General features: G+C 60.7%; 21 protein-coding genes and 2 pseudogenes. 15 read left to right on the plus strand and 8 right to left on the minus strand.

The window, feature by feature from the left end:
- The first annotated feature begins 102 nt into the window (after positions 1-102).
- The 6 genes and pseudogenes from AC25MA_RS24070 to AC25MA_RS24095 all read left to right on the plus strand — a co-directional run.
- On the plus strand, positions 103-435 hold the full coding sequence (locus AC25MA_RS24070) for a hypothetical protein (RefSeq protein WP_028691533.1): 333 nt from the start codon (positions 103-105) through the stop codon (positions 433-435).
- A 575-nt stretch (positions 436-1010) separates the two neighbouring features.
- The gene (locus tag AC25MA_RS24075; RefSeq protein ID WP_036986266.1) at positions 1011-1412 is read left to right on the plus strand and encodes a hypothetical protein; all 402 of its coding nucleotides are present in this window, start codon (positions 1011-1013) and stop codon (positions 1410-1412) included.
- A 2-nt stretch (positions 1413-1414) separates the two neighbouring features.
- Entirely contained in the window at positions 1415-1810 is a 396-nt protein-coding gene (locus AC25MA_RS24080) for a barstar family protein (RefSeq protein ID WP_036986265.1), read from the plus strand.
- Positions 1811-1948: 138 nt separating this feature from the next.
- Positions 1949-2317 (plus strand): contact-dependent growth inhibition system immunity protein, encoded by a 369-nt coding sequence (locus tag AC25MA_RS24085; protein WP_155721660.1) that lies wholly within the window; start codon positions 1949-1951, stop codon positions 2315-2317.
- A 107-nt stretch (positions 2318-2424) separates the two neighbouring features.
- Complete coding sequence (locus tag AC25MA_RS24090) at positions 2425-2703, plus strand: colicin immunity domain-containing protein (RefSeq protein ID WP_162175268.1); 279 nt, start codon at positions 2425-2427, stop codon at positions 2701-2703.
- A 64-nt stretch (positions 2704-2767) separates the two neighbouring features.
- Positions 2768-2887, plus strand: a pseudogene (locus tag AC25MA_RS24095) (DUF3077 domain-containing protein); the annotation flags it as partial.
- A 162-nt stretch (positions 2888-3049) separates the two neighbouring features.
- On the opposite strand, the pseudogene AC25MA_RS24100 reads toward AC25MA_RS24095, so the two are convergent.
- Positions 3050-3265 (minus strand): annotated as a pseudogene (locus tag AC25MA_RS24100) (RNA 2'-phosphotransferase); the annotation flags it as partial.
- Positions 3266-3435: 170 nt separating this feature from the next.
- Here AC25MA_RS24100 and AC25MA_RS24105 point away from each other — a divergent pair.
- The 5 genes from AC25MA_RS24105 (at position 3436) to AC25MA_RS24125 (ending at position 7321) form a co-directional block, all read left to right on the plus strand.
- A protein-coding gene (locus tag AC25MA_RS24105) for an IS5-like element ISPsp10 family transposase (protein ID WP_155721659.1) occupies positions 3436-4289 on the plus strand; the annotation gives its coding sequence in 2 pieces (ribosomal slippage) (positions 3436-3777 and positions 3780-4289; 852 coding nt in all).
- Between the two features lie 101 nt (positions 4290-4390).
- Positions 4391-5776, plus strand: a complete 1386-nt coding sequence (locus AC25MA_RS24110) for an IS4-like element ISPen1 family transposase (RefSeq protein WP_062574212.1) — start codon at positions 4391-4393, stop codon at positions 5774-5776.
- A gap of 160 nt (positions 5777-5936) precedes the next feature.
- On the plus strand, positions 5937-6395 hold the full coding sequence (locus AC25MA_RS24115; RefSeq protein WP_028691525.1) for an Imm42 family immunity protein: 459 nt from the start codon (positions 5937-5939) through the stop codon (positions 6393-6395).
- A gap of 362 nt (positions 6396-6757) precedes the next feature.
- Positions 6758-7021, plus strand: a complete 264-nt coding sequence (locus AC25MA_RS24120) for a hypothetical protein (protein WP_486972464.1) — start codon at positions 6758-6760, stop codon at positions 7019-7021.
- Positions 7022-7048: 27 nt separating this feature from the next.
- Positions 7049-7321, plus strand: a complete 273-nt coding sequence (locus tag AC25MA_RS24125) for a DUF3077 domain-containing protein (RefSeq protein WP_062360275.1) — start codon at positions 7049-7051, stop codon at positions 7319-7321.
- Between the two features lie 60 nt (positions 7322-7381).
- Here AC25MA_RS24125 and AC25MA_RS24130 read toward each other — a convergent pair whose 3' ends face one another.
- From AC25MA_RS24130 to AC25MA_RS24140, 3 genes are all read right to left on the minus strand, one after another.
- The gene (locus tag AC25MA_RS24130) at positions 7382-7939 is read right to left on the minus strand and encodes an RNA 2'-phosphotransferase (protein ID WP_062360273.1); all 558 of its coding nucleotides are present in this window, start codon (positions 7937-7939) and stop codon (positions 7382-7384) included.
- Between the two features lie 123 nt (positions 7940-8062).
- Complete coding sequence (locus tag AC25MA_RS24135) at positions 8063-8953, minus strand: dihydrodipicolinate synthase family protein (protein WP_186595833.1); 891 nt, start codon at positions 8951-8953, stop codon at positions 8063-8065.
- Between the two features lie 33 nt (positions 8954-8986).
- Entirely contained in the window at positions 8987-9769 is a 783-nt protein-coding gene (locus tag AC25MA_RS24140) for an aldolase (RefSeq protein ID WP_186595835.1), read from the minus strand.
- A 154-nt stretch (positions 9770-9923) separates the two neighbouring features.
- Between AC25MA_RS24140 and AC25MA_RS24145 the strand changes: the two genes are divergently transcribed.
- A complete protein-coding gene (locus AC25MA_RS24145) occupies positions 9924-10466 on the plus strand; it encodes a helix-turn-helix domain-containing protein (RefSeq protein WP_182323884.1) in 543 nt (180 codons plus the stop codon).
- A 10-nt stretch (positions 10467-10476) separates the two neighbouring features.
- Positions 10477-11253: an AraC family transcriptional regulator gene (locus tag AC25MA_RS24150; protein WP_028691518.1), complete on the plus strand. Its 777-nt coding sequence runs from the start codon at positions 10477-10479 to the stop codon at positions 11251-11253.
- 9 nt (positions 11254-11262) lie between these two features.
- Here the strand turns inward: AC25MA_RS24150 and AC25MA_RS24155 are convergent, their stop codons facing one another.
- Positions 11263-11844 carry a LysE family translocator gene (locus AC25MA_RS24155; protein ID WP_186595837.1) on the minus strand — a complete coding sequence of 194 codons (582 nt, stop codon included), beginning with the start codon at positions 11842-11844 and terminating at the stop codon, positions 11263-11265.
- Between the two features lie 260 nt (positions 11845-12104).
- Between AC25MA_RS24155 and AC25MA_RS24160 the strand changes: the two genes are divergently transcribed.
- On the plus strand, positions 12105-13676 hold the full coding sequence (locus tag AC25MA_RS24160; RefSeq protein WP_028691516.1) for a TerC family protein: 1572 nt from the start codon (positions 12105-12107) through the stop codon (positions 13674-13676).
- Here the strand turns inward: AC25MA_RS24160 and rarD are convergent.
- Both rarD and AC25MA_RS24170 read right to left on the minus strand, forming a co-directional pair.
- Entirely contained in the window at positions 13639-14526 is an 888-nt protein-coding gene (gene rarD, locus AC25MA_RS24165) for an EamA family transporter RarD (RefSeq protein ID WP_062360263.1), read from the minus strand. The two genes, AC25MA_RS24160 and rarD, sit on opposite strands and share 38 nt — an antisense overlap.
- Before the next feature lie 34 nt (positions 14527-14560).
- On the minus strand, positions 14561-16156 hold the full coding sequence (locus tag AC25MA_RS24170; protein ID WP_186595839.1) for an EAL domain-containing protein: 1596 nt from the start codon (positions 16154-16156) through the stop codon (positions 14561-14563).
- 314 nt (positions 16157-16470) lie between these two features.
- Here AC25MA_RS24170 and hppD point away from each other — a divergent pair, with 314 nt between their 5' ends.
- Complete coding sequence (gene hppD, locus AC25MA_RS24175) at positions 16471-17547, plus strand: 4-hydroxyphenylpyruvate dioxygenase (protein ID WP_028691513.1); 1077 nt, start codon at positions 16471-16473, stop codon at positions 17545-17547.
- Positions 17548-17632: 85 nt separating this feature from the next.
- Here hppD and AC25MA_RS24180 read toward each other — a convergent pair whose 3' ends face one another.
- A complete protein-coding gene (locus AC25MA_RS24180) occupies positions 17633-18319 on the minus strand; it encodes a type 1 glutamine amidotransferase domain-containing protein (RefSeq protein ID WP_028691512.1) in 687 nt (228 codons plus the stop codon).
- Positions 18320-18361 lie beyond the last annotated feature (42 nt).

The raw sequence follows: 18361 nt of genomic DNA on the forward strand, positions 1-18361 counted from the left end.
GCTTCAACATTAGAGTGTGGATAATAAATCTTTCCCCTTTAAGCTTGGCGCAAGACGGTGCGAATGTTTGACAATTAATCCAATACATCGCTGGTAGAAAATTTGATTACTGAAGATCTAGCCATTGTTAAAGAGCTTTTCTCGATACTTGATCAAGGTATTGTTGACGGCTATGACGCGTTTCAGTACGAGGTCAAAGTAGGAAAGGGCTGGGTTGAGACACAGCTCACGGCTGAGCGAAATGGCGTTGAGATCACGGATGTTGAAACGGACTTCAGTAACGCGGTGATCTTCAAGCTGGTAAAGCAACTGCGACAAAGTGGCGCCCAGCGAGGAGACCACTGGACCGCGTTCACGCTCTCCTACCGACGAGGTGAGCAGGTCAGGACCTTCTTCAGCTACGGCCCGGGTAGCTCGCCCGATCCACAGGTGTGATCAGGGGGCATTTTTGAAATTTGCGCGCTGGGCGGAACATTTGTTCATGCCTAGACGGACCTGATTCCACGTATTCAAGGACGTTTCATGTGCCGTAGTGCGACGCTCTTGCTGGCGAGCTTGCTCGCTGGTTGCTCTGGTTTTACCTCTGTCCCCTATAGATATGCGGGTATGCCTGCCGACATGGCGTCGGTACGTGTAACCACCAATACCGATGTGTATGGCGACTCCCCCGCAGGTTGGTGCGTACCCAAGGTAAGGCACCTGATGGCAATGGCGGGCCGTGGGTTCTGTCGTGAGTGATGCTCCAACGCACGGGGCGAATATCAGTGGGCATGATGGGGTGCGTTGGATACAGGCTAAATGTGAATCAGGACCTCTCAACCCATCTTGGTTTGAAGTGGCGGAGGAAAGGTAAGTTATGCAGGTTTTATACGCTTTGGTAATAATGACGGGCAGGTTCGCGGGGCCGTAACCCAATGGACTAACAATTCTGGCTATCATCAGCCTCCTGCTACGCTGAGTAGAGATTCGGGCTTGCCGCAGGATGTATTGAAACCAAGGTAGGTGGTGTTATGAATTCACAGCAGAAGCAGTTGTGTCAACAGCTTGCGGCGCTGAGCTCAGAGCAGGCTGTTGAATGGCTAATGAAGACCTATTCGTTAGAATCCATGGAATATGGTGAGGCGCTGTTGCTGATTCCTCACCGTTCTTGGAAGCGATCCGATCAAAGGCGATTGGCTAGCTACTATTTTAAGAAGATACCGTTTTCCAGCGCGAGAGGGTACGAGGTGTTTTCCTCGTTTATGTCAGTAAAGACATTTATTGAGTGTGTCAGGGACAACCTTCCAGCTAACACTTCTGATAGGGCGTTGCTGCTCTACTATCTGACTCCTGTTCTGGGTAAGGCCGCAAAAAATGAATCTGATCGACTGTTGGTAAGAGGTTTTTTGAGTGAGGTTGGCTCTTGCGACTAAAAATGAATTCGGATAAGCAAGCACCGTTTGTGTTCTTCGATAGTCATAGGGGCTACGATACAGCCAAAGCTTTCTATGTGCGTATAGACCCCGGAATAGCGTTACCAGCCGAATTGCTGAGGGCGCTTTATTATGGACTTTGGTTTCCTGGATATTTTGGGTTTAACTGGAATGCGTTGTATGATTGCTTGACAGACCTTGAGTGGATTTCCTGTCGAAAAGTGATCATCGCTCATGAGGGAATGCCTGCCTTGGCGGACAGTGAGTTGAGGGTCTATTTAGAAGTTTTACGAGATGCAACTCTTAATTGGGGGGAGGGGCGCGAACATAAGCTTGAAATTTTGTTCAGGGAAGTCGATAGGGGCATGATAGAGCGATTCTTGGATTCCGGCGCTTGAGTCGCAAAGGAGAAAATGAGAAGGGCAGGTTTATTTGCTCTACTCTAATGTCATGCTGTTGAATGACCAAGATGACTGCGAAGTCTGGTGCTGAGAAAGTACTGATGTAGTCGAGCATTGGAAGCGGATGTGTCAAAAATGAGTGCGGGAAATAAAACTTTCCTCTTTTGGGTCTGTCTTTCACCTCTTCGAGTTAAGGTATTTATGAAGCTCCCCATGCTCTCTCACTTGCTGGGCTGTTATTTTCATCAGGACTGGCCAGAAGAATATTCCGACAGCGCTGAAGCGTTGCGCAACATGCTTGTGGATGAACCAAGGGAAATGCATGTAGCAGGCGTGCGAGAGATTGATGAGGTGCTAAGCTTCAATCTTTCTGAAAAAGCGCTTGAACAACTCGTGGTACAGGAAATAGGTTGCTTCTTTGCGCCAGATTCAGAGGGTCTGGATTATGCTGGTTGGTTGCGCAAGGTACGGGAGGTGCTGGCTGATGGGCACCCTGGGTGCTGAGGGCGGGGAAGTTGGGGCGCAGCAAGCCCGCTTTCACAGCGGTAATCCTGCCTTGCGAAGCGGTGATGGATTAAGTCTGTCGGCCCCCTTTGTTTATGGTGATGAAGATGGATGAGGCAATATTGCCTTATATGACCCTGATCAAGGGGTGTTTGGACGGGGAGTATTCGCTTGAGCAATTCTCCGAATTATATTTTGAGCGTTTCAAGCGCGAGCAGTCCCCTCTTCTGGAGGAGACCTATGGCGTGCTGGATAAGCTGTTCGGCGATCTTGATGCGTTTACGAAGAGTGAGCGTTTGCTTCAGAGCGATCCAGATTACTATCTTGGCGCAGAGCAAGTTCGCGATTGCATCTGGTGTGCATATGAGGCACTGAAGGGGTGTTGATGTTCATCTCGCCGGAGGACGAAGGGGCAAGGGCAGGGCCAGGTTAACACTGGAAATTGCTGCGATGGACTATGTGCGTCACCTGACCTTGGTCAGGGTGATGGACGAAGACCCGCGGATGGTCTGGGCGGCGCATTACCTCAGTGCCTTGGCCAAGGCGCTGATGGATGATGCGGAATGGGGATGGCGCATTAGTCCCAGGCTTAGCACATTCCCCTGTAGGAGCGGCCTTGTGTCGCGAAAGGGGTGCGTAGCAGCCCCAGGATTTCAGCATTGATGCAAAGATCGCCGGGGCCGCTTTGCGGCCCTTTCGCGACACAAGGCCGCTCAAGGGGACGGGTTGGGCTTATTTCTCTGCTTGGCGTGACAGGTGTGCTGCCGGCACCTGGTCTACCAGCCAGACACCGTTGTCGGCTTGATAGAACACCGTTCCCGCTGCGCACATGGCCTGGGTATCGACCGTGAGCAGCACTGGCTGACCATAGCGCTTGCCCGCCGCCAGCGCGGTCTGCGGGTCCTCGCTCAGGTGCACATGGTGGCGACTGCCGGGGATCAGGCCCTGGGCTTCAGAGAAAAGGACAGAGAAAAGAGAGAAAAGGGGGACGAGAGAAAAGGGAACAGATTTGAATGGCACTTACTTAGGTTCTGTGTGAAAACCTTTGAAACCTCACCGGAGCCTCTGGAAGCCTGATTTTCCGTAGAGTTCTCGCTTTTTAGGCGAAGGATTCTGCCATGTCCAAGCGATACGAACTTTCCGATGCAGAATGGGAAATAGTCGCGGACCTCTTCACCGCACATCGACGTACAGGACGCCCAAGAGTCGATGATCGCTTGATGCTCAACGGCGTGTTGTGGGTGCTTTGCTCAGGCGCAACCTGGCGGGACATGCCTGAACGGTTCGGGCCTTGGTCGACGGCCTATCAACGATTTCGAGACTGGCGAAACCAAGGAACCTTCAACAAGATGCTCAAGCGGTTACACCTCAAACTCAATGCACAGGGCCAGATTGACTTGACCACCTGGTGCATCGACTCAACCGCCGTGAGGGCCACCCGTGCCTCTGCCGGAGCAGGCAAAAAAGGGGGGCTGAAGAACCAACGGACCACGCACTTGGACGAAGCCGGGGCGGGTTGACGACGAAAATTCACATGGTCAGTGACGCCCGTGGCATCCCACTCCACTTCACGCTCTCAGGTGGTCACGCCAGTGACATATCCCATGCTCAGCGACTGCTGGACGGTGTCCACATCCCTTTGAACCGAGGTAGGCCACGCAAGCGCTGCCGCTGGCTCCTGGCCGACAAAGGCTATGACGCAGAATCCTTGCGGCAATACTGCGACCGCTATCGGATGCAGCCGGTGATTCCGCTGCGTGACATGAAACGCAGACCGAAGCCGGGCTTACCGCGCCTGTTTGACAAGCCCAAGTATCGGCAGCGGAACGCCATCGAACGGCTATTTGGTTGGCTGAAGGAGCACCGCCGCCTGGGTACACGCTACTGCAAGCTGGCGGAAAGCTTTGCTGCAATGGTCACGCTGGCTTGCTGGCGACGGTGTTTACGACATTACTTTTCGTACAGTGCCTAACAGCCAACCCTTTGATCCACAAGAAAAAATGAAGAAGGGCTGGCCTTGGTCTACGGTGATAGTTGCGAACACACACCATTAAGCCAAGGACGCAGCCCTGAATGGATCGTAGACGTCAAATCCTGCAGCATCAACAGCAGCGTTTCCGCCACCATGCTTCGACCAGTGACGCTCAGGCATTTTTCGATCTCCTCATGGCCCCCGAACTGCTAAAGCGTGTCGAGTCATTGTTGCCAGCACATCGAGAGCGCCTATTCTCACCGACTGAAACGCTCTCGATGCTCCTGGCTCAAGCAATGAATGCTGATCGCTCCTGCCAGCAGGCGGTCAATGACTTTTCCATCAAGCGATCCTGCAACGGTATGAAGCCCAACAGCACTCGTACAGGCGCCTTCTGCAGAGCCAGGCAGCGCCTACCGGTGGAAATGGTCTCAACACTGGTTCGTCACACGGCTTCATCGATCAGTGATCAAGCCCCCTCGTCGTGGCGTTGGAGGGGACGGCCCGTGCGTCTTGTTGATGGAACAACCGTTTCGATGCCCGACACGGCTGCCAATCAGGTTGCATATCCACAATCACGGGGGCAGAAGGTCGGCCTGGGTTTCCCACTCTGCCGAATGGTTGGCATTGTCTGTCTATGTAGCGGTGCCGTTCTGGACGCTGCTTTGGGCCGCTTCAGAGGTAAAGGTGGTGATGAACAGACCCTGCTCAGGTCAATGCTCAATGTGCTGAAAACAGGCGATATTCTGTTGGGTGATGCGTATTACGCCACCTACTTTCTGTTGTGTGAGCTGCAGCGAAGGGGCGTCGATGGGGTGTTTGAGCAGTACGGAGCGCGACGGCGCAGTACGGATTTTGCTTTAGGGCAACGTCTCGGATCGGAAGACCATTTGATCGAGCTGAAAAAGCCTGGATGCAGGCCGCCTTGGATGAGCATGCCGCAGTATGAACAGGCGCCGGAGAGGCTGACGGTGAGAGAGCTGAAGGCCGGTGGAAAGATCCTGGTGACAACGTTGCAATGCCCAAAGCAAACACCCAAATCAGCCCTCAGGTCGCTCTACAAAGGGCGCTGGCATGTCGAACTGGATTTACGAAACCTGAAGGCAACGTTGGGACTGGGAAAACTGAGTTGCAAAACACCAGGGATGGCCGTCAAGGAGCTGTGGGTCTATCTGCTGGCACACAACCTGATCCGAATGCTCATGTCACAATCGGCGTTAATGGCCGACTGCTTGCCCCGCGAACTGAGTTTCAAGCACAGCCTCCAGCTATGGCTGGCGCTACGACAGCGCAGCTACGGCGAGGGGGAGGATCGGTTGGCAGATTTGCTGATGCTGATTGCTCAAAGGCGTGTAGGCAACCGGCCTGGCCGTGTCGAGCCTCGGGCGATAAAGCGAAGGCCTCAGGCCTACCCCTTGCTGACCAAACCACGTCGATCAGCAAGGGCAGATATCAGGAAACATGGGCATCCGAAGCATGTTAAGTAAGTGCCATTCAAATCTGTCCCCTTTTTACAGTCCCTTTTTTACAATTCATGGGCAGTAATGGCGAATACCACTGGAACGGTAGTGCCGGCGACAGCCGAAGCCCTCTTCGCGGTAACCAGATACCTACGGATATACAGAAACTTTTGGGAGTGAAAATCTAATGATTGCAGGTGATCCGGATAGGTTCGCCGTGCAGTTCCAGGTCGTTGACGCTTGGAATGTGCAGGGTGACAGCTGGAAAAATGGTTTGCTTTGCGTGTATGCCGGTGGAGTACGTATTTTTGATGCTGTAGAAGCGTTGGAGCTGCGTTCAGTGCTGAGTTTCTTCTCCGGTATCCGATTGCCTGACTCTACTGCGGATCTAATCTATGAGGATCGAGAAGTTTTCGACAATGCCAGGGCCTACTTTTCGAGGGAGGTAGGCGATTTGCTACCAGGCATCGCGGACTTTTCGGCTACTGAAGCTGAAGATTCTGGATTCATTCTGTACTTCAAAATGGAACGGGATGGCGATCGACTGGTTTGGTCGCGGGATGATGGCCATACAGCAGAAGGTTTAAAGCTTGAGACAGGTACCGTGGCTGCGGTCATTGAACAGCTCAAGACCTGCAGATTGTAGTGTTCGCCCGAGAAAGGCAGCCTTCCGTCCTGGTTTTTGCATCTGGAGCAAGGATAAGAATCGGAATTTCCTTATTCCTTGTAGTCCATTTCCGAAGCATGCTTTTACCGCCTTTCAGCCCTTGCTCCAGGTCAACTCGCCTTCTAGTCTCGGCCTGCCGCTGCCAATTCAGCGGTCGGTTTTGACAGACCGTTGATTGTTGTCCACGTGTGCATACGCTCAATGGCGGCTGTACGTGCGGGCACCTTGTGTGCGCCGAGTGCCAACAATCTCGGTCTGTCAACCCGCGTACAGCTGCCACCCGACTGTTTGACAGCAGTTCAGCTGACAGCTCAACCCTCAACCATTGTTGGAGTACGAGCATGCTGAAGATTGTCCCCGATCCACCTTCCCCCCAGGATCACGCCCACTTCCTCGAAGACACCCTGGTACGCGCCATCGAGTACGCCTTCTGCGCGCTCACGGTGGCCAACCAGGCTGTCCAGCTCAAGCCCCGGTCGCCCGGCGCGATCCTGATGCTGGCCGCCGCCCACGAGATGGAGGCGGTGCGCACGTTACTCGAGTCCGCCCCGACCCAGGTACAGTACTCGGCCCAAGCGCCGGGCGAGCCCCGCACGCTGCACTAGCCGACGACGTTCTCAGGGAGATCGATCATGACCACAGACGATGGCAAGACCCCGCTCACGCCGGGCAAGACCCGTTTTTATCAGGGCGAGGGCAAGGATGCCCAGCCGCTGTTCTGCATCGAGCCCGGCATTCCTTGCCAGCACGCTCGCGAGCAGGCGTCGGAGTTGATGGACTATGTGCGGCACCTGACCTTGGTCGGGGTGATGGATGAAGATCCGCGGATGGTCTGGGCGGCGCATTACCTCAGTGCGTTGGCCAAGGCGCTGATGGATGATGCGGAGCTTGGGATGGCGCATTAGTCCCAGGCTCCCACAGGGGGACAGCTCCCTGCGCGACAGCGTGGCCCGACGGGCTGGGGCTTACTTCTCTGCTTGGCGTGACAAATGGGCCGGCGGCACCTGGTCTACCAGCCAGACACCGTTGTCGGCTTGATAGAACACCGTTCCCGCTGCGCACATGGCCTGGGTATCGACCGTGAGCAGCACCGGCTGACCATAGCGCTTGCCCACCGCCAGCGCGGTCTGCGGGTCCTCGCTCAGGTGCACATGATGACGGCTGCCGGGGATCAGGCCCTGGGCTTCGATGGAGGCCAGGAAGCGGCTGGCGGTGCCGTGGTAGAGCAGGGCGGGTGGTGTCTTGGCTACATGGCGCACTTCGACCTGGGCGCTGCTGTGGCCTTGGGCAGCGCGGATGCGGCGGCCATCGTCGGATAGGGTGAAACGGCGCTTGTCATTGGTCTCGACCACTTCGCGCAGGGCATGCAGGTCGAAGGCGTGGCCTTGCCGGCCGGCGCCGTGGATCAGCGCGTCGACATCGGCCCAGCCGTCGCGATCGAGGGACAGGTCGATGGATTCGGGGGCGTGGCGCAACACGTAGCTGAGGAACTTGCTGAGGGTGTCGCGTTGTTTCTGGTTCACTGGAAAGGTCCTTTTCCATGGCTTCTGGTCGTTTGGGTCGGGGGCATTCTCCGGGTTCGGGGCCGAGTTCTCAAGTGTGTGGATGACCTGTGGGAGTGGACTCCCACAGGTACGCCGCTGATGTCAGCCCTGACGCAAGGCGTCGAGCAGCGCCTTCAGCTGGCCGCGACCCTGGGCATCCAGCCCGAACACCGGCCGCCGTGGCTCGCCCACCGGCAGCCCGGTCATCTCCAGGCCAGCCTTGATGGTCGCCGGCAAGCCCCCCTTGAGGATGAAGTCGAGCAACGGCAGTTGGCGGTAGAACAGCGCCTTGGCCTGCTCCAGTTCACCGGCCTGCACCGCCTGGTACAGCCGCAGGTTCAGTTCGGGAATCAGGTTGGCCGCCGCCGTGCACCAGCCCGTGGCGCCCGCCACGAAGGCCTCCAGCGCCAGCGGGTTGCAGCCGTTGTAGAACGGCACTTGGCCCTCGCCAAGCAAGTGCAGCTTGTGCATGCGCTGGATGTCGCCGGTGCTCTCCTTGACCATGGTCACGTTGTCGACTTCGCGCACGATACGCAGGATCAGCTCCACCGGCATGTCGGTGCCGCTGGTGGCCGGGTTGTTGTAGAGCATGATCGGGATGTCGATGGCCGCGCCAATGGCGCGGTAGTGCTGGAGGATCTCGGCTTCGCTGAGCTTCCAGTACGCGGCCGGCAGCACCATCACCGCGTCGGCGCCGTGCTTCTGGGCGAAGCGGGCGCGGCGCACGGCGCCGGCGGTGGTCAGGTCGGAGACGCTGACGATGCTCGGCACGCGCTTGGCGATGCGCTCCAGGCTGTACTGGGCGACCTGCTGCCATTCGCTGTCGCTCAGGTAGGCGCCTTCGCCGGTGCTGCCCAGCGGGGCGATGGCGTGGGAACCGCCTGCGATCAGTCGATCGATGGACTGCCCCAGCGCGGGCAGGTCGAGCTGCTGGCCGTCGGCGCTGAACGGGGTGATGGTGTAGCCGATGATGCCGTGGAATTGATTGGTCATTGTGCAAGGCTCCGCAAGCAAGGCGTAGAGGGATCAGTTCAGGCAATCGGCGTGGCTGCGCAGAGCCTGCCGGGCGTAATAGTTGAAGGCGGCGCCGTGGCGCTTGGGCCGGTCGATCCAGTCGTGGGCGTCGCGGCCGAGCTCCGGGGCGATCGGCTTGATGGTGCCGGCGGCCATCGCCAGCAGTTGCAGGCGCGCGGCGCGCTCAATCAGCTGGGCGTAGACGCAGGCCTGCTCGATACTGGTGCCGGTGGACAGCTGGCCATGGTGCGAGAGCAGGATGGCGCGCTTGTCGCCCAGGGCGGCGCTGATGATCTCGCCTTCCTCGTTGCCCACCGGCACGCCCGGCCAGGCTTCGAGAAACGCGCAGTCCTCGTACAGCGGGCACAGGTCCATGTGCGAGACCTGCAGTGGCACTTCGAGCATCGACAGCGCGGCGACATGGGTCGGGTGGGTGTGGATGATGCAGTTGACGTCGGGGCGGGCGCGGTACACCCAGCTGTGGAAGCGGTTGGCCGGGTTGGGCATGCCCTGGCCTTCGAGCACTTCGAGGTCTTCGTTGACCAGCAGCAGGTTGCCGGCGGTGATTTCGTCGAAGCCCAGGCCCAGTTGCTGGGTGTAGAAGGTGCCTGGCTGCGGGCCGCGGGCGCTGATCTGCCCGGCCAGGCCAGAGTCGTGGCCGTGGTCGAAGAGAATTCGGCAGGTCAGGGCCAGCTTTTCGCGCACAGTCCACGTATTATCGGCAAGCGAGCCTTGCATCTGTGTCAGTGCCTTTTGCACCAGCTGGTCTTTGCTGAGGGTAAGGGTGTTGGCCATGGGGAGCTTTCCTCTGTGGCGTGATGACGGATGTCAGGGCTGGCTCGCCCCCGAGCTTTGGACGGTGAGGGGGTGAGCCATAAGATGACACAAATAATCCTATATGACACAAAGTGTCATAAGCAAGTGCGTTTGTTCGGGAAACCCGCGTCACATGTCTATCCGACTGAAACTGCTGAGAAAGAAACTGGGCATTACCCTTGAGCAGCTGGCCGACAAGTCCGGCATGACCAAGAGCTACCTGTCCAAGGTCGAGCGCGGCCTCAACACGCCGTCGATCGCCGCCGCGCTGAAGCTGGCGCGGGCGCTGAACGTCAATGTCGAGGAGCTGTTCGACGGCGAGCACGACGGCCAGGCGCGCTACAGCCTGGTACGCCGCGGCGAACGCCAGGCGCTGGTGGGTGGCGGCGAGGGGCCGGGGTATGCGGTGCTGACTTCGCAGGTCGGCCAGCGCAGCCTGCTGCCGTTCCTGATCCAGCCGCCGACCGCGTTCAGCGACCCGACCTTCAAGGAGCACGAAGGCGAGGAGTTTTTGTTCGTCCACGAGGGGCAGGTGGAGGTGGACTTCATGAGCGAGCGGGTGCTGCTGCAGGCGGGCGACGCCCTGCATTTCAATGCCCAGACCCCGCACCGCCTGCGCTCGGTCGGCGAGCACCAGGCGCAGTTGCTGGTGGTGGTGCAGGGCGGCGAAGGGTGAGGGCGGGGCGATGATCGAGGTCTCGCGGTTCTGGCGTGATCCGGCATTGCCCTTCGTCGAGGCCCGACGCGTGGGGGACGGCCGCCAGGTGTGCTACGCCGCCCATTCCCACGAAAGTTTCTCCATCGGCGTGATCACCGGCGGGCGCAGCACCTACCTGACCGGCAACGCCCGACACGAGGTGGCGGCGGGGACCACGGTGCTGATGAACCCGGGGGTGGTGCACACCTGCAACCCGGTCCAGGGCGAACCCTGGTCGTACCTGATGCTGTTCGTCGACATGCCCTGGCTGCTGGCGCGAGGTTTTGCGCTGCCCTCGGCGACCTTGAGCACATCGGCGGCGCTGTATGGGCAGTTGCTGGCGCTGTTCGCCGGGCTGTTCGAGCCCGGCAACGAACGCCGGGAGGCGCAGCTGGAGGCGTTCTTCAAGGGCTTGCCGCAGCTTTTGGAGGCCGACGCGGGCGGCCAGCCCGCAGGCCATCCACGCCTTGAGCTTGCCGCCGCGTTCATCCGTGCCCATCGCCTCGACCCGCTGACAGTGGAGGACATCTGCGCCGCGGCGGGGCTGTCGCGGGCCTATTTGATCCGCGCGTTCGGCAAGCGCTTCGGCCTGACACCCCATGGCTATCTGCTCGACCAGCGGGTGCAGCATGCCCGGGCGCTACTGCGCGCTGGCAGGCCGATCGCCGAGGTGGCGCTGGAGGCGGGGTTCGCCGACCAGGCGCACCTGCAGCGGGCCTTCAAGCGTCACCTGGCGACCACGCCGGGGCACTATCGCAATGGCTGAAAGCCAGGATCACACCATCAGGTACAACGCACTCGCCACCAGCAACCCCGCCAGCACCCGATTGAGCAGGCGCATCCGCCACGGCTCGCCCAGATACTGGCGGATCATGCTGCCGGCCCAGGCCCAGCAGGCCACCGAGACGAAGCAGATCGGCCCGTAGATCCAGGTGAACAGCCACAGCAACTGCTGCTCGCCGCCGGTATAGGCGCCGATACCGGCGACCGCCGCCAGCCAGGCCTTGGGGCTCAGCCACTGCATGGCCGCGCCGTGCCAGGCGCTGGGCGCCTGCCGGGTATCGGCGGTGCCCAGTGCGCCATCGTCGCTGGCCAGTTTCCAGGCCATGTACAGCAGAAACAGCACGCCACCCCAGTGCAGCAGCCGCCCCAGCAATGGCCAGCGCAGCAACAGCTCGTGCACGCCCAGCCCCACCAGCACCAGCAGCAGGCAGAAACCCAGCGTGGCACCGGCCACATGCCCGATGCTGGCCAGCAGGCCGTGGCGCGCGCCACTGCCGAGGGCGACGATGTTGACCGGGCCGGGGGAGATGGAGGCGGCCAGGGCGAAGGCCGCCATGGATAAGGTCAGGCTCATTGAAGGTTTCCTTGAACGGGGAAGGTGTGGTCATCCTGGCCGAGCCTGTGACGAGTGTATTGAACAAAAATGCCCCGCCACACCTGTTACAGCTTTTGTAATAGTTTTGCGCTATCAGAGAAATCTGCTTCGATTGTAGGATCGACTTCCCTATTTTCTATCAAGGTCTATATGAGCACCTTCGCGGAGCCCCCCAGTCCCTGGCCATCCCGGCCTTCCTTCCCCCGTCCTTGTGACGCCGCCCTCGTGAGTACCCGCTAATGGAATGGCTAGCCGACCCCACGGCCTGGCTGGGCCTGTTGACGCTTATCGTCCTCGAGCTGGTGCTGGGTATCGACAACCTGGTGTTCATCGCCATCCTCGCCGACAAACTGCCACCCCATCAGCGCGATCGCGCCCGGGTGATCGGCCTGTCGTTGGCGCTGATCATGCGCCTGGGCCTGTTGGCCAGCATTTCGTGGATGGTGACCCTTACCGCGCCGCTGATCGACGTGTTCGGCAAGACCTTCTCCGGCCGTGACCTGATCATGCTGTTCGGTGGTGTGTTCCTGTTGTTCAAGGCCACCATGGAGCTGCACGAGCGTCTGGAGGGCCATGTCGCCCAGAGCGGCGGCGTTACCCGTCACGCGGCGTTCTGGCCGATCGTCGCGCAGATCGTGGTGCTCGACGCGGTGTTCTCGCTGGACGCGGTGATCACCGCCGTGGGCATGGTCGAGCAGTTATCGGTGATGATGATCGCGGTGATCTTCTCCATCGGTATCATGATCGTCGCCAGCAAGCCGCTGACCCGCTTCGTCAACGAACACCCGACAGTGATCATGCTGTGCCTGGGCTTCCTGATGATGATCGGCTTCAGCCTGACTGCCGAGGGCCTGGGCTTCCATATCCCGAAAGGCTACCTGTACGCGGCCATCGGCTTCTCGCTGCTGATCGAGCTGTTCAACCAGCTGGCCCGTGCTCGCCGCAAGCGCAGCCTGCATCAGCACCGGCCATTGCGTGAGCGCACGGCCCACGCGGTGCTGCGCCTGATGGGCGGACGCCGGGTAGAAGCCGACGAGGTGGGCGAGGAGATCGCCGACCTGGTGGCCGGTGGCGACGAGCAGGTGGTGTTCGATCGCCGTGAGCGGGTGATGATCAGCGGTGTGCTCAACCTGGCCGAGCGGCCGATCCGCACGGTGATGACGGTGCGGGCCAAGGTCGATGCCATCGACCTGTCGCAGCCGGCCGAGGCGATCACCCAGATGCTGGTCAACTCGTCCTACTCGCGCCTGCCGCTGATTCGCGACGGGCGCATCGAGGAACCGCTGGGCTACGTGCACAAGAAGGAGCTGCTCAAGGAACTGCTGGCCGGCAACCAGCCGGCGCTGGAGCACCTGGCGCGGGCACCGTTGAACCTGCTGGAGAGCTTCAGCATTCTCAATGCCCTGGAGCAGATGCGCGCCCAGTCCACCCACATCGCCTTCGTGGTCAACGAATTCGGTGACTTCACCGGGGTGTTGACCATGACCGACATCCTCGAGTCGATTGCCGGTGAACTGCCGGATGCGAGCGAAGTTGAAGGGCCAGGCGTGGTGGAGGAGGCAGGCGGCTTCGTGGTCAGTGGCGCTCTTAACCTGGCCCAGGTTCAGTCGCGCACCGGCTTCGCCGCCCGCGCCACCGAGGACTACCAGACCCTGGCGGGCCTGGTGATGAGCCTGCTGGACCGCCTGCCGGTGGTGGGCGATCAGCTGGCCTGGAACGGCTGGACCATGACCGTGGTGGCGGTGGAGGAGCGTCGGGTGCGCCAGGTACGTCTTACACCGAACGCCGACGCTGACGCAGCAGGTGCTTGATGCCTTCGAGCACCAGCACCAGCACGGCGGCCCAGATCGGCAGGTAGGTCAGCCACTGGTCGGGGCCGATGGTCTCGCCCAGCAGCAGGGCCACGCCCACCAGCAGCACCGGCTCGACGTAGCTGAGCAGGCCGAACAGGCTGAACGGCAACAGGCGGCTGGCCAGCACGTAGGCGATCAGGGCGCAGGCGCTGATCGCCCCGAGCAGCGGGATCAGCCCGTACAGGCCCGGGTGCTCGGCGAGGTCCGTCGCCGACAGCGGGCCCTGGATCACGAAGTACAGGGCCCAGGGCAGCAGCAGGCACATGTCGCACCACAGCCCGCCCAGGTGGTCGGTGCGGCAGCGCCGTCTGAGGACGAAGTAGATCGGGTAGCCGATCATCACCAGCAGGGTTTCCCAGGCGAAGCTGCCGTGCTGGTAGAGCTCGTGGCCAACCCCCAGCGTGGCAAAGCCCACCGCGACCTTCTGCAGGCGCGACAGGCGCTCGCCATACACCAGCCGTCCGGTCAGCACCATGGCCAGCGGCAGCAGGAAATACCCCATCGACACTTCCAGGCTGCGCCCGTGCAGCGGCGCCCAGAGGAACAACCACAGCTGCACGCCCATCAGCCACGAGGTGCCAACCATGCCGAGCAGCAGCAGCGGTGTGCGCCGCACCCGACCGAGCAACTCACCGACCCGATTCCAGTCCTTCGAGACCAGCATGAACAGCGTCAGGCAGGGCAGGGTCAGGAGGGTCCGCCAGCCAAAGATCTCCTCGCCGTCCAGGGGCTTGAGGAAGGAGGTATAGAAGTACATCACGGCGAACAGACAGGACGCCATGACCGACGAAAGAATGCCTTTTGACACGAATGCCTCGGAAAACGGGAAGTGAGCGGGTGGATCAGCCGCGCATGATCTCAGGGGCGTTGCCCGGCGGCAACTGCGGGCTGCCCGGCCGGGCGGCCAGGGCCAGCAGCAGTTCGCCGGCGGGCATCGGTCGGGCAAACAGGTAGCCCTGCTGGAAATCCACCCCGTGGCGTGCCAGGTAGTCGCGCTGCACCTCGGTCTCCACGCCTTCGGCGACGATCCCCAGGCCCAGCTTGGCCGAGAGCTCGATGATGGTGTCGAGGATGTGCTGGGACAGGGCGTCGCCGCCGATCATGGCGACGAAGCTCTGGTCGATCTTCAGGTAGTCGACCTGGAACTGGCGCAGGTAGTTGAGGCTGGACTGGCCTGTGCCGAAGTCGTCCAGGGCGATCATCACGCCCATGACGTGCAGCTTTTCGAACAACTCAAGCGTCACCGGGGTCGGCTCGATCAGCTTGCGTTCGGTCAGCTCCAGGGTCAGCACCACGCGCCCGGGTGGGAAGTGCTGGAGGAAGGTCTGGCAGTCGTCAAGCAGGCGCAGGTCGCGGCAATGGTCGGCGGTGATATTGATGCCGATGTGGAAGCCGTCCTCCAGCAGGGCCGCATGCGGGGCCAGGGCCTGGGCGGTATGCAGCATAAGGGCACGGGTCATGGCGACGATCTGGCCGCTGTGTTCGGCGTAGGGGATGAACAGATCGGGGCGCACCAGCCCTTCGCGGGGATGCTGCCAGCGCATCAACACTTCGATACCGGCCCAGCGGTAGTCGCCCTTGCGCACCACCGGCTGGAAATACGGAACGAATTCGTCAGCCTCCAGGGCCCGCTCCAGCTCGCCAAGGGGTGAGCTGGCGCGGCGGATCTGCCAGCGGCAGGCTGCGCCGGCCGCGACGCCGAGCACCAGCAACAGGCTGAGCAGGGCGGGGTAGCGCGAGCGCATGAGCGCGGCCTGCGTGCCTTCTTCGTAGCCGGCGTGCACATCGAACGGATAACGGGTGGACGCATACTGCGTGGCGGCGGAGGCAGCGCGCGGTGGCTTGCCGTCATGAACCTGGCCATCGCTGCCCATCCAGTGATTGCCGACATGCACCTTCACCAGGTTGTCGGCGCCGATCAGGTGGAGCGCGGTGAGCAGATGGCGGCCATCCACCGTGGTGATCGCGCCCCTGTCGCCACGGCCTTCCTGGCTGATCCGATAGACCAGCAGGGCATGTCCCGGGGTGACCGAGTTGCCGTTCATCAGCCACAGCTGGCCATTGGTATAGTCCTTGGCATCCACCGGCTCGTCGAAGTCGCCGTACAGCGAGGTGCAGTACAGCCGATCATGATCGAACAGGTTGGTCGAACGCACGAAGGCGTTGCGCGTCACCTCGATGCGCAGTGCCAGTTGCACCTGGTCACAGGGCAGGCCCGCCTTGGGCAGAAGCTCATGGGCGGCGGTGGACAGGCTGTCGAGGATCTCCTCGACATGGATGCCCACTTCGCGGGCCGTGGCCAGGCTGCTGGCTTGCAGTTCCTGTTCCGTCTGCCAGCGCATCACCACCAGCCCGCACAGCAGCGGCAGCACGCCGATGCCCCAGGGCAGCAGGGCGCGCCAGCTCCAGCGGGCGGGGCGTTTGGCGGTCAGGGGCATGTGCGGGCGAACCTTCTGCGAGGCGACAAGATGCTGTTGAGAATAGCCGTTTGTCGGAACAATCTGCGAACTAAAGCGCGACAAACAAATTTACGCCCTGTAGAATCGATTTACGAATACAACAATAAGGTTCTCCGCCTCCCGGGGAATCAAGCCCGCCGAGAATGGGTCCATATGACATACCATGGGTTCAAGCTGATCATTGGTGACTTCCTGGCCCGCAGCGTGCGCGGGATCCCCTGCTCACCACCACGCCATCTCCACATCCAAAGCCTGTAATCAACCGTTTTTCGCTTATAGATGAGGACACCCACATGGCAGATATCTTCGACAACCCGATGGGCCTGGAAGGCTTCGAATTCATCGAGCTCGCTTCGCCAACCCCCGGCGTGCTGGAGCCGGTATTCCAGATTCTCGGTTTCACCAAGGTGGCCAGCCACCGCTCCAAGGATGTGCACCTGTATCGTCAGGGCGGCATCAACCTGATCCTGAACAACGAGCCCAAGAGCATCGCCTCGTATTTCGCCGCCGAGCATGGCCCATCGGTATGCGGCATGGCCTTCCGCGTGCGCAATGCCCATGAAGCCTACGCCCGTGCCCTGGAGCTGGGCGCCCAGCCGGTGGAAATCGAAACCGGCCCAATGGAACTGCGTCTGCCGGCAATCAAGGGGATCGGTGGCGCGCCGCTGTACCTGATCGACCGCTACGAGGAAGGCAGCTCGATCTACGACATCGACTTCAAGTTTATCGAAGGCGTGGACCGCAACCCAGTCGGCGCGGGTCTGAAGATCATCGACCACCTGACCCACAACGTCTATCGCGGGCGCATGGCCTACTGGGCCAACTTCTATGAAAAGCTGTTCAACTTCCGCGAGATCCGCTACTTCGATATCAAGGGTGAGTACACCGGCCTGACCTCCAAGGCGATGACCGCGCCGGACGGCATGATCCGCATTCCGCTCAACGAAGAGTCGTCCAAGGGCGCAGGGCAGATCGAAGAGTTCCTGATGCAGTTCAACGGCGAAGGCATCCAGCACGTGGCTTTCCTCACCGACGACCTGCTCAAGACCTGGGATGCGCTCAAGGGCCTGGGCATGCGCTTCATGACCCCACCGCCGCAGACCTACTACGAGATGCTCGAGGAGCGTCTGCCAGGGCACGGCGAGCCGGTCGACCAGTTGCAGGCCCGCGGCATCCTGCTCGATGGCGCCTCCGAGGCAGGCGACAAGCGTCTGCTGCTGCAGATCTTCTCGGAAACCCTGCTGGGACCGGTGTTCTTCGAGTTCATCCAGCGCAAGGGTGACGACGGCTTCGGTGAGGGTAACTTCAAGGCGTTGTTCGAGTCGATCGAGCGTGATCAGGTGCGTCGCGGCGTGTTGAGCGTCGAATAGGGCCGCAAGACCCACCGCGGGGCATGCCCGCTCCCACACCGTCATGGCGTAGGAGCGGGCATGCCCCGCGATGCTTTTGTGGCGGCTAGCGGTTGCGTAAGTAGCGAACGACCGCCTCGGCCACGTCGGCGGTGGACGCAGGATTCTGCCCGGTGATCAGGCTGCCATCCTCCACCACGAAGGGGGCCCAGGGATCGTCCGCCTTGCTGTACTCACCGCCACGGGCACCCAGCTCGTTTTCGGTCAGGAACGGCACCACCTCGTCCAGTTCCGCCAGTTTCTCCTCAGTGTTGGAGAAACCGGTCACCCTGCGCCCTTTGAGCAGCAGACTGTTGTCGCTGAGCTTGATATTGAGCAGACCGACCACGCCATGGCAGACCGCGGCGACCGCACCGCCGCGCTCATGGATGCGCCGTGCGAGTTCTTGCAGCGGCTGGTTGTCGGGGAAGTCCCACATCACGCCGTGCCCACCGGTGTAGTAAATCGCGCTGTACTGATCGGCTTTCACCTGGCCGGGGCTCAGTGTGGCGCCCAAACGGTTCATGAAAGTCTTGTCGTCGTACCACTGCCAGTCCAGCTCCGGCGCCATGCGCAGGCTGTGCGGGTCGATGGGCACGTAGCCACCCGCGGGGCTTACGTAGTCGACCACAAAGCCCGCCTGCTGCACCTTGTCGACGAAGTGCACGGCCTCGCCCAGCCACAGCCCTGTGGCGCGCGGGATGGAGGGGTACTTGGCAGTATTGGTCAGCACGACCAGGAGCTTCTTGTTCATGTGCGCATGCCCGTCGAATCCATGGGAAAACGGTTGGCCAGC

Source organism: Pseudomonas sp. P65(2024) (assembly GCF_057480955.1).

What these genes read in the sequence shown, in the direction of transcription:
- AC25MA_RS24180 (WP_028691512.1), bottom strand. Translation starts at nt 18,319, where the DNA reads ATGAACAAGAAGCTCCTGGTCGTGCTGACCAATACTGCCAAGTACCCC.
- AC25MA_RS24115 (WP_028691525.1), top strand. Translation starts at nt 5,937, where the DNA reads ATGATTGCAGGTGATCCGGATAGGTTCGCCGTGCAGTTCCAGGTCGTT.
- AC25MA_RS24135 (WP_186595833.1), bottom strand. Translation starts at nt 8,953, where the DNA reads ATGACCAATCAATTCCACGGCATCATCGGCTACACCATCACCCCGTTC.
- AC25MA_RS24170 (WP_186595839.1), bottom strand. Translation starts at nt 16,156, where the DNA reads ATGCCCCTGACCGCCAAACGCCCCGCCCGCTGGAGCTGGCGCGCCCTG.
- AC25MA_RS24160 (WP_028691516.1), top strand. Translation starts at nt 12,105, where the DNA reads ATGGAATGGCTAGCCGACCCCACGGCCTGGCTGGGCCTGTTGACGCTT.
- AC25MA_RS24140 (WP_186595835.1), bottom strand. Translation starts at nt 9,769, where the DNA reads ATGGCCAACACCCTTACCCTCAGCAAAGACCAGCTGGTGCAAAAGGCA.
- AC25MA_RS24120 (WP_486972464.1), top strand. Translation starts at nt 6,758, where the DNA reads ATGCTGAAGATTGTCCCCGATCCACCTTCCCCCCAGGATCACGCCCAC.
- AC25MA_RS24080 (WP_036986265.1), top strand. Translation starts at nt 1,415, where the DNA reads ATGAATTCGGATAAGCAAGCACCGTTTGTGTTCTTCGATAGTCATAGG.
- AC25MA_RS24155 (WP_186595837.1), bottom strand. Translation starts at nt 11,844, where the DNA reads ATGAGCCTGACCTTATCCATGGCGGCCTTCGCCCTGGCCGCCTCCATC.
- AC25MA_RS24150 (WP_028691518.1), top strand. Translation starts at nt 10,477, where the DNA reads ATGATCGAGGTCTCGCGGTTCTGGCGTGATCCGGCATTGCCCTTCGTC.
- AC25MA_RS24085 (WP_155721660.1), top strand. Translation starts at nt 1,949, where the DNA reads ATGAGTGCGGGAAATAAAACTTTCCTCTTTTGGGTCTGTCTTTCACCT.
- AC25MA_RS24090 (WP_162175268.1), top strand. Translation starts at nt 2,425, where the DNA reads ATGGATGAGGCAATATTGCCTTATATGACCCTGATCAAGGGGTGTTTG.
- AC25MA_RS24075 (WP_036986266.1), top strand. Translation starts at nt 1,011, where the DNA reads ATGAATTCACAGCAGAAGCAGTTGTGTCAACAGCTTGCGGCGCTGAGC.
- AC25MA_RS24125 (WP_062360275.1), top strand. Translation starts at nt 7,049, where the DNA reads ATGACCACAGACGATGGCAAGACCCCGCTCACGCCGGGCAAGACCCGT.
- hppD (WP_028691513.1), top strand. Translation starts at nt 16,471, where the DNA reads ATGGCAGATATCTTCGACAACCCGATGGGCCTGGAAGGCTTCGAATTC.
- AC25MA_RS24110 (WP_062574212.1), top strand. Translation starts at nt 4,391, where the DNA reads ATGGATCGTAGACGTCAAATCCTGCAGCATCAACAGCAGCGTTTCCGC.
- AC25MA_RS24145 (WP_182323884.1), top strand. Translation starts at nt 9,924, where the DNA reads ATGTCTATCCGACTGAAACTGCTGAGAAAGAAACTGGGCATTACCCTT.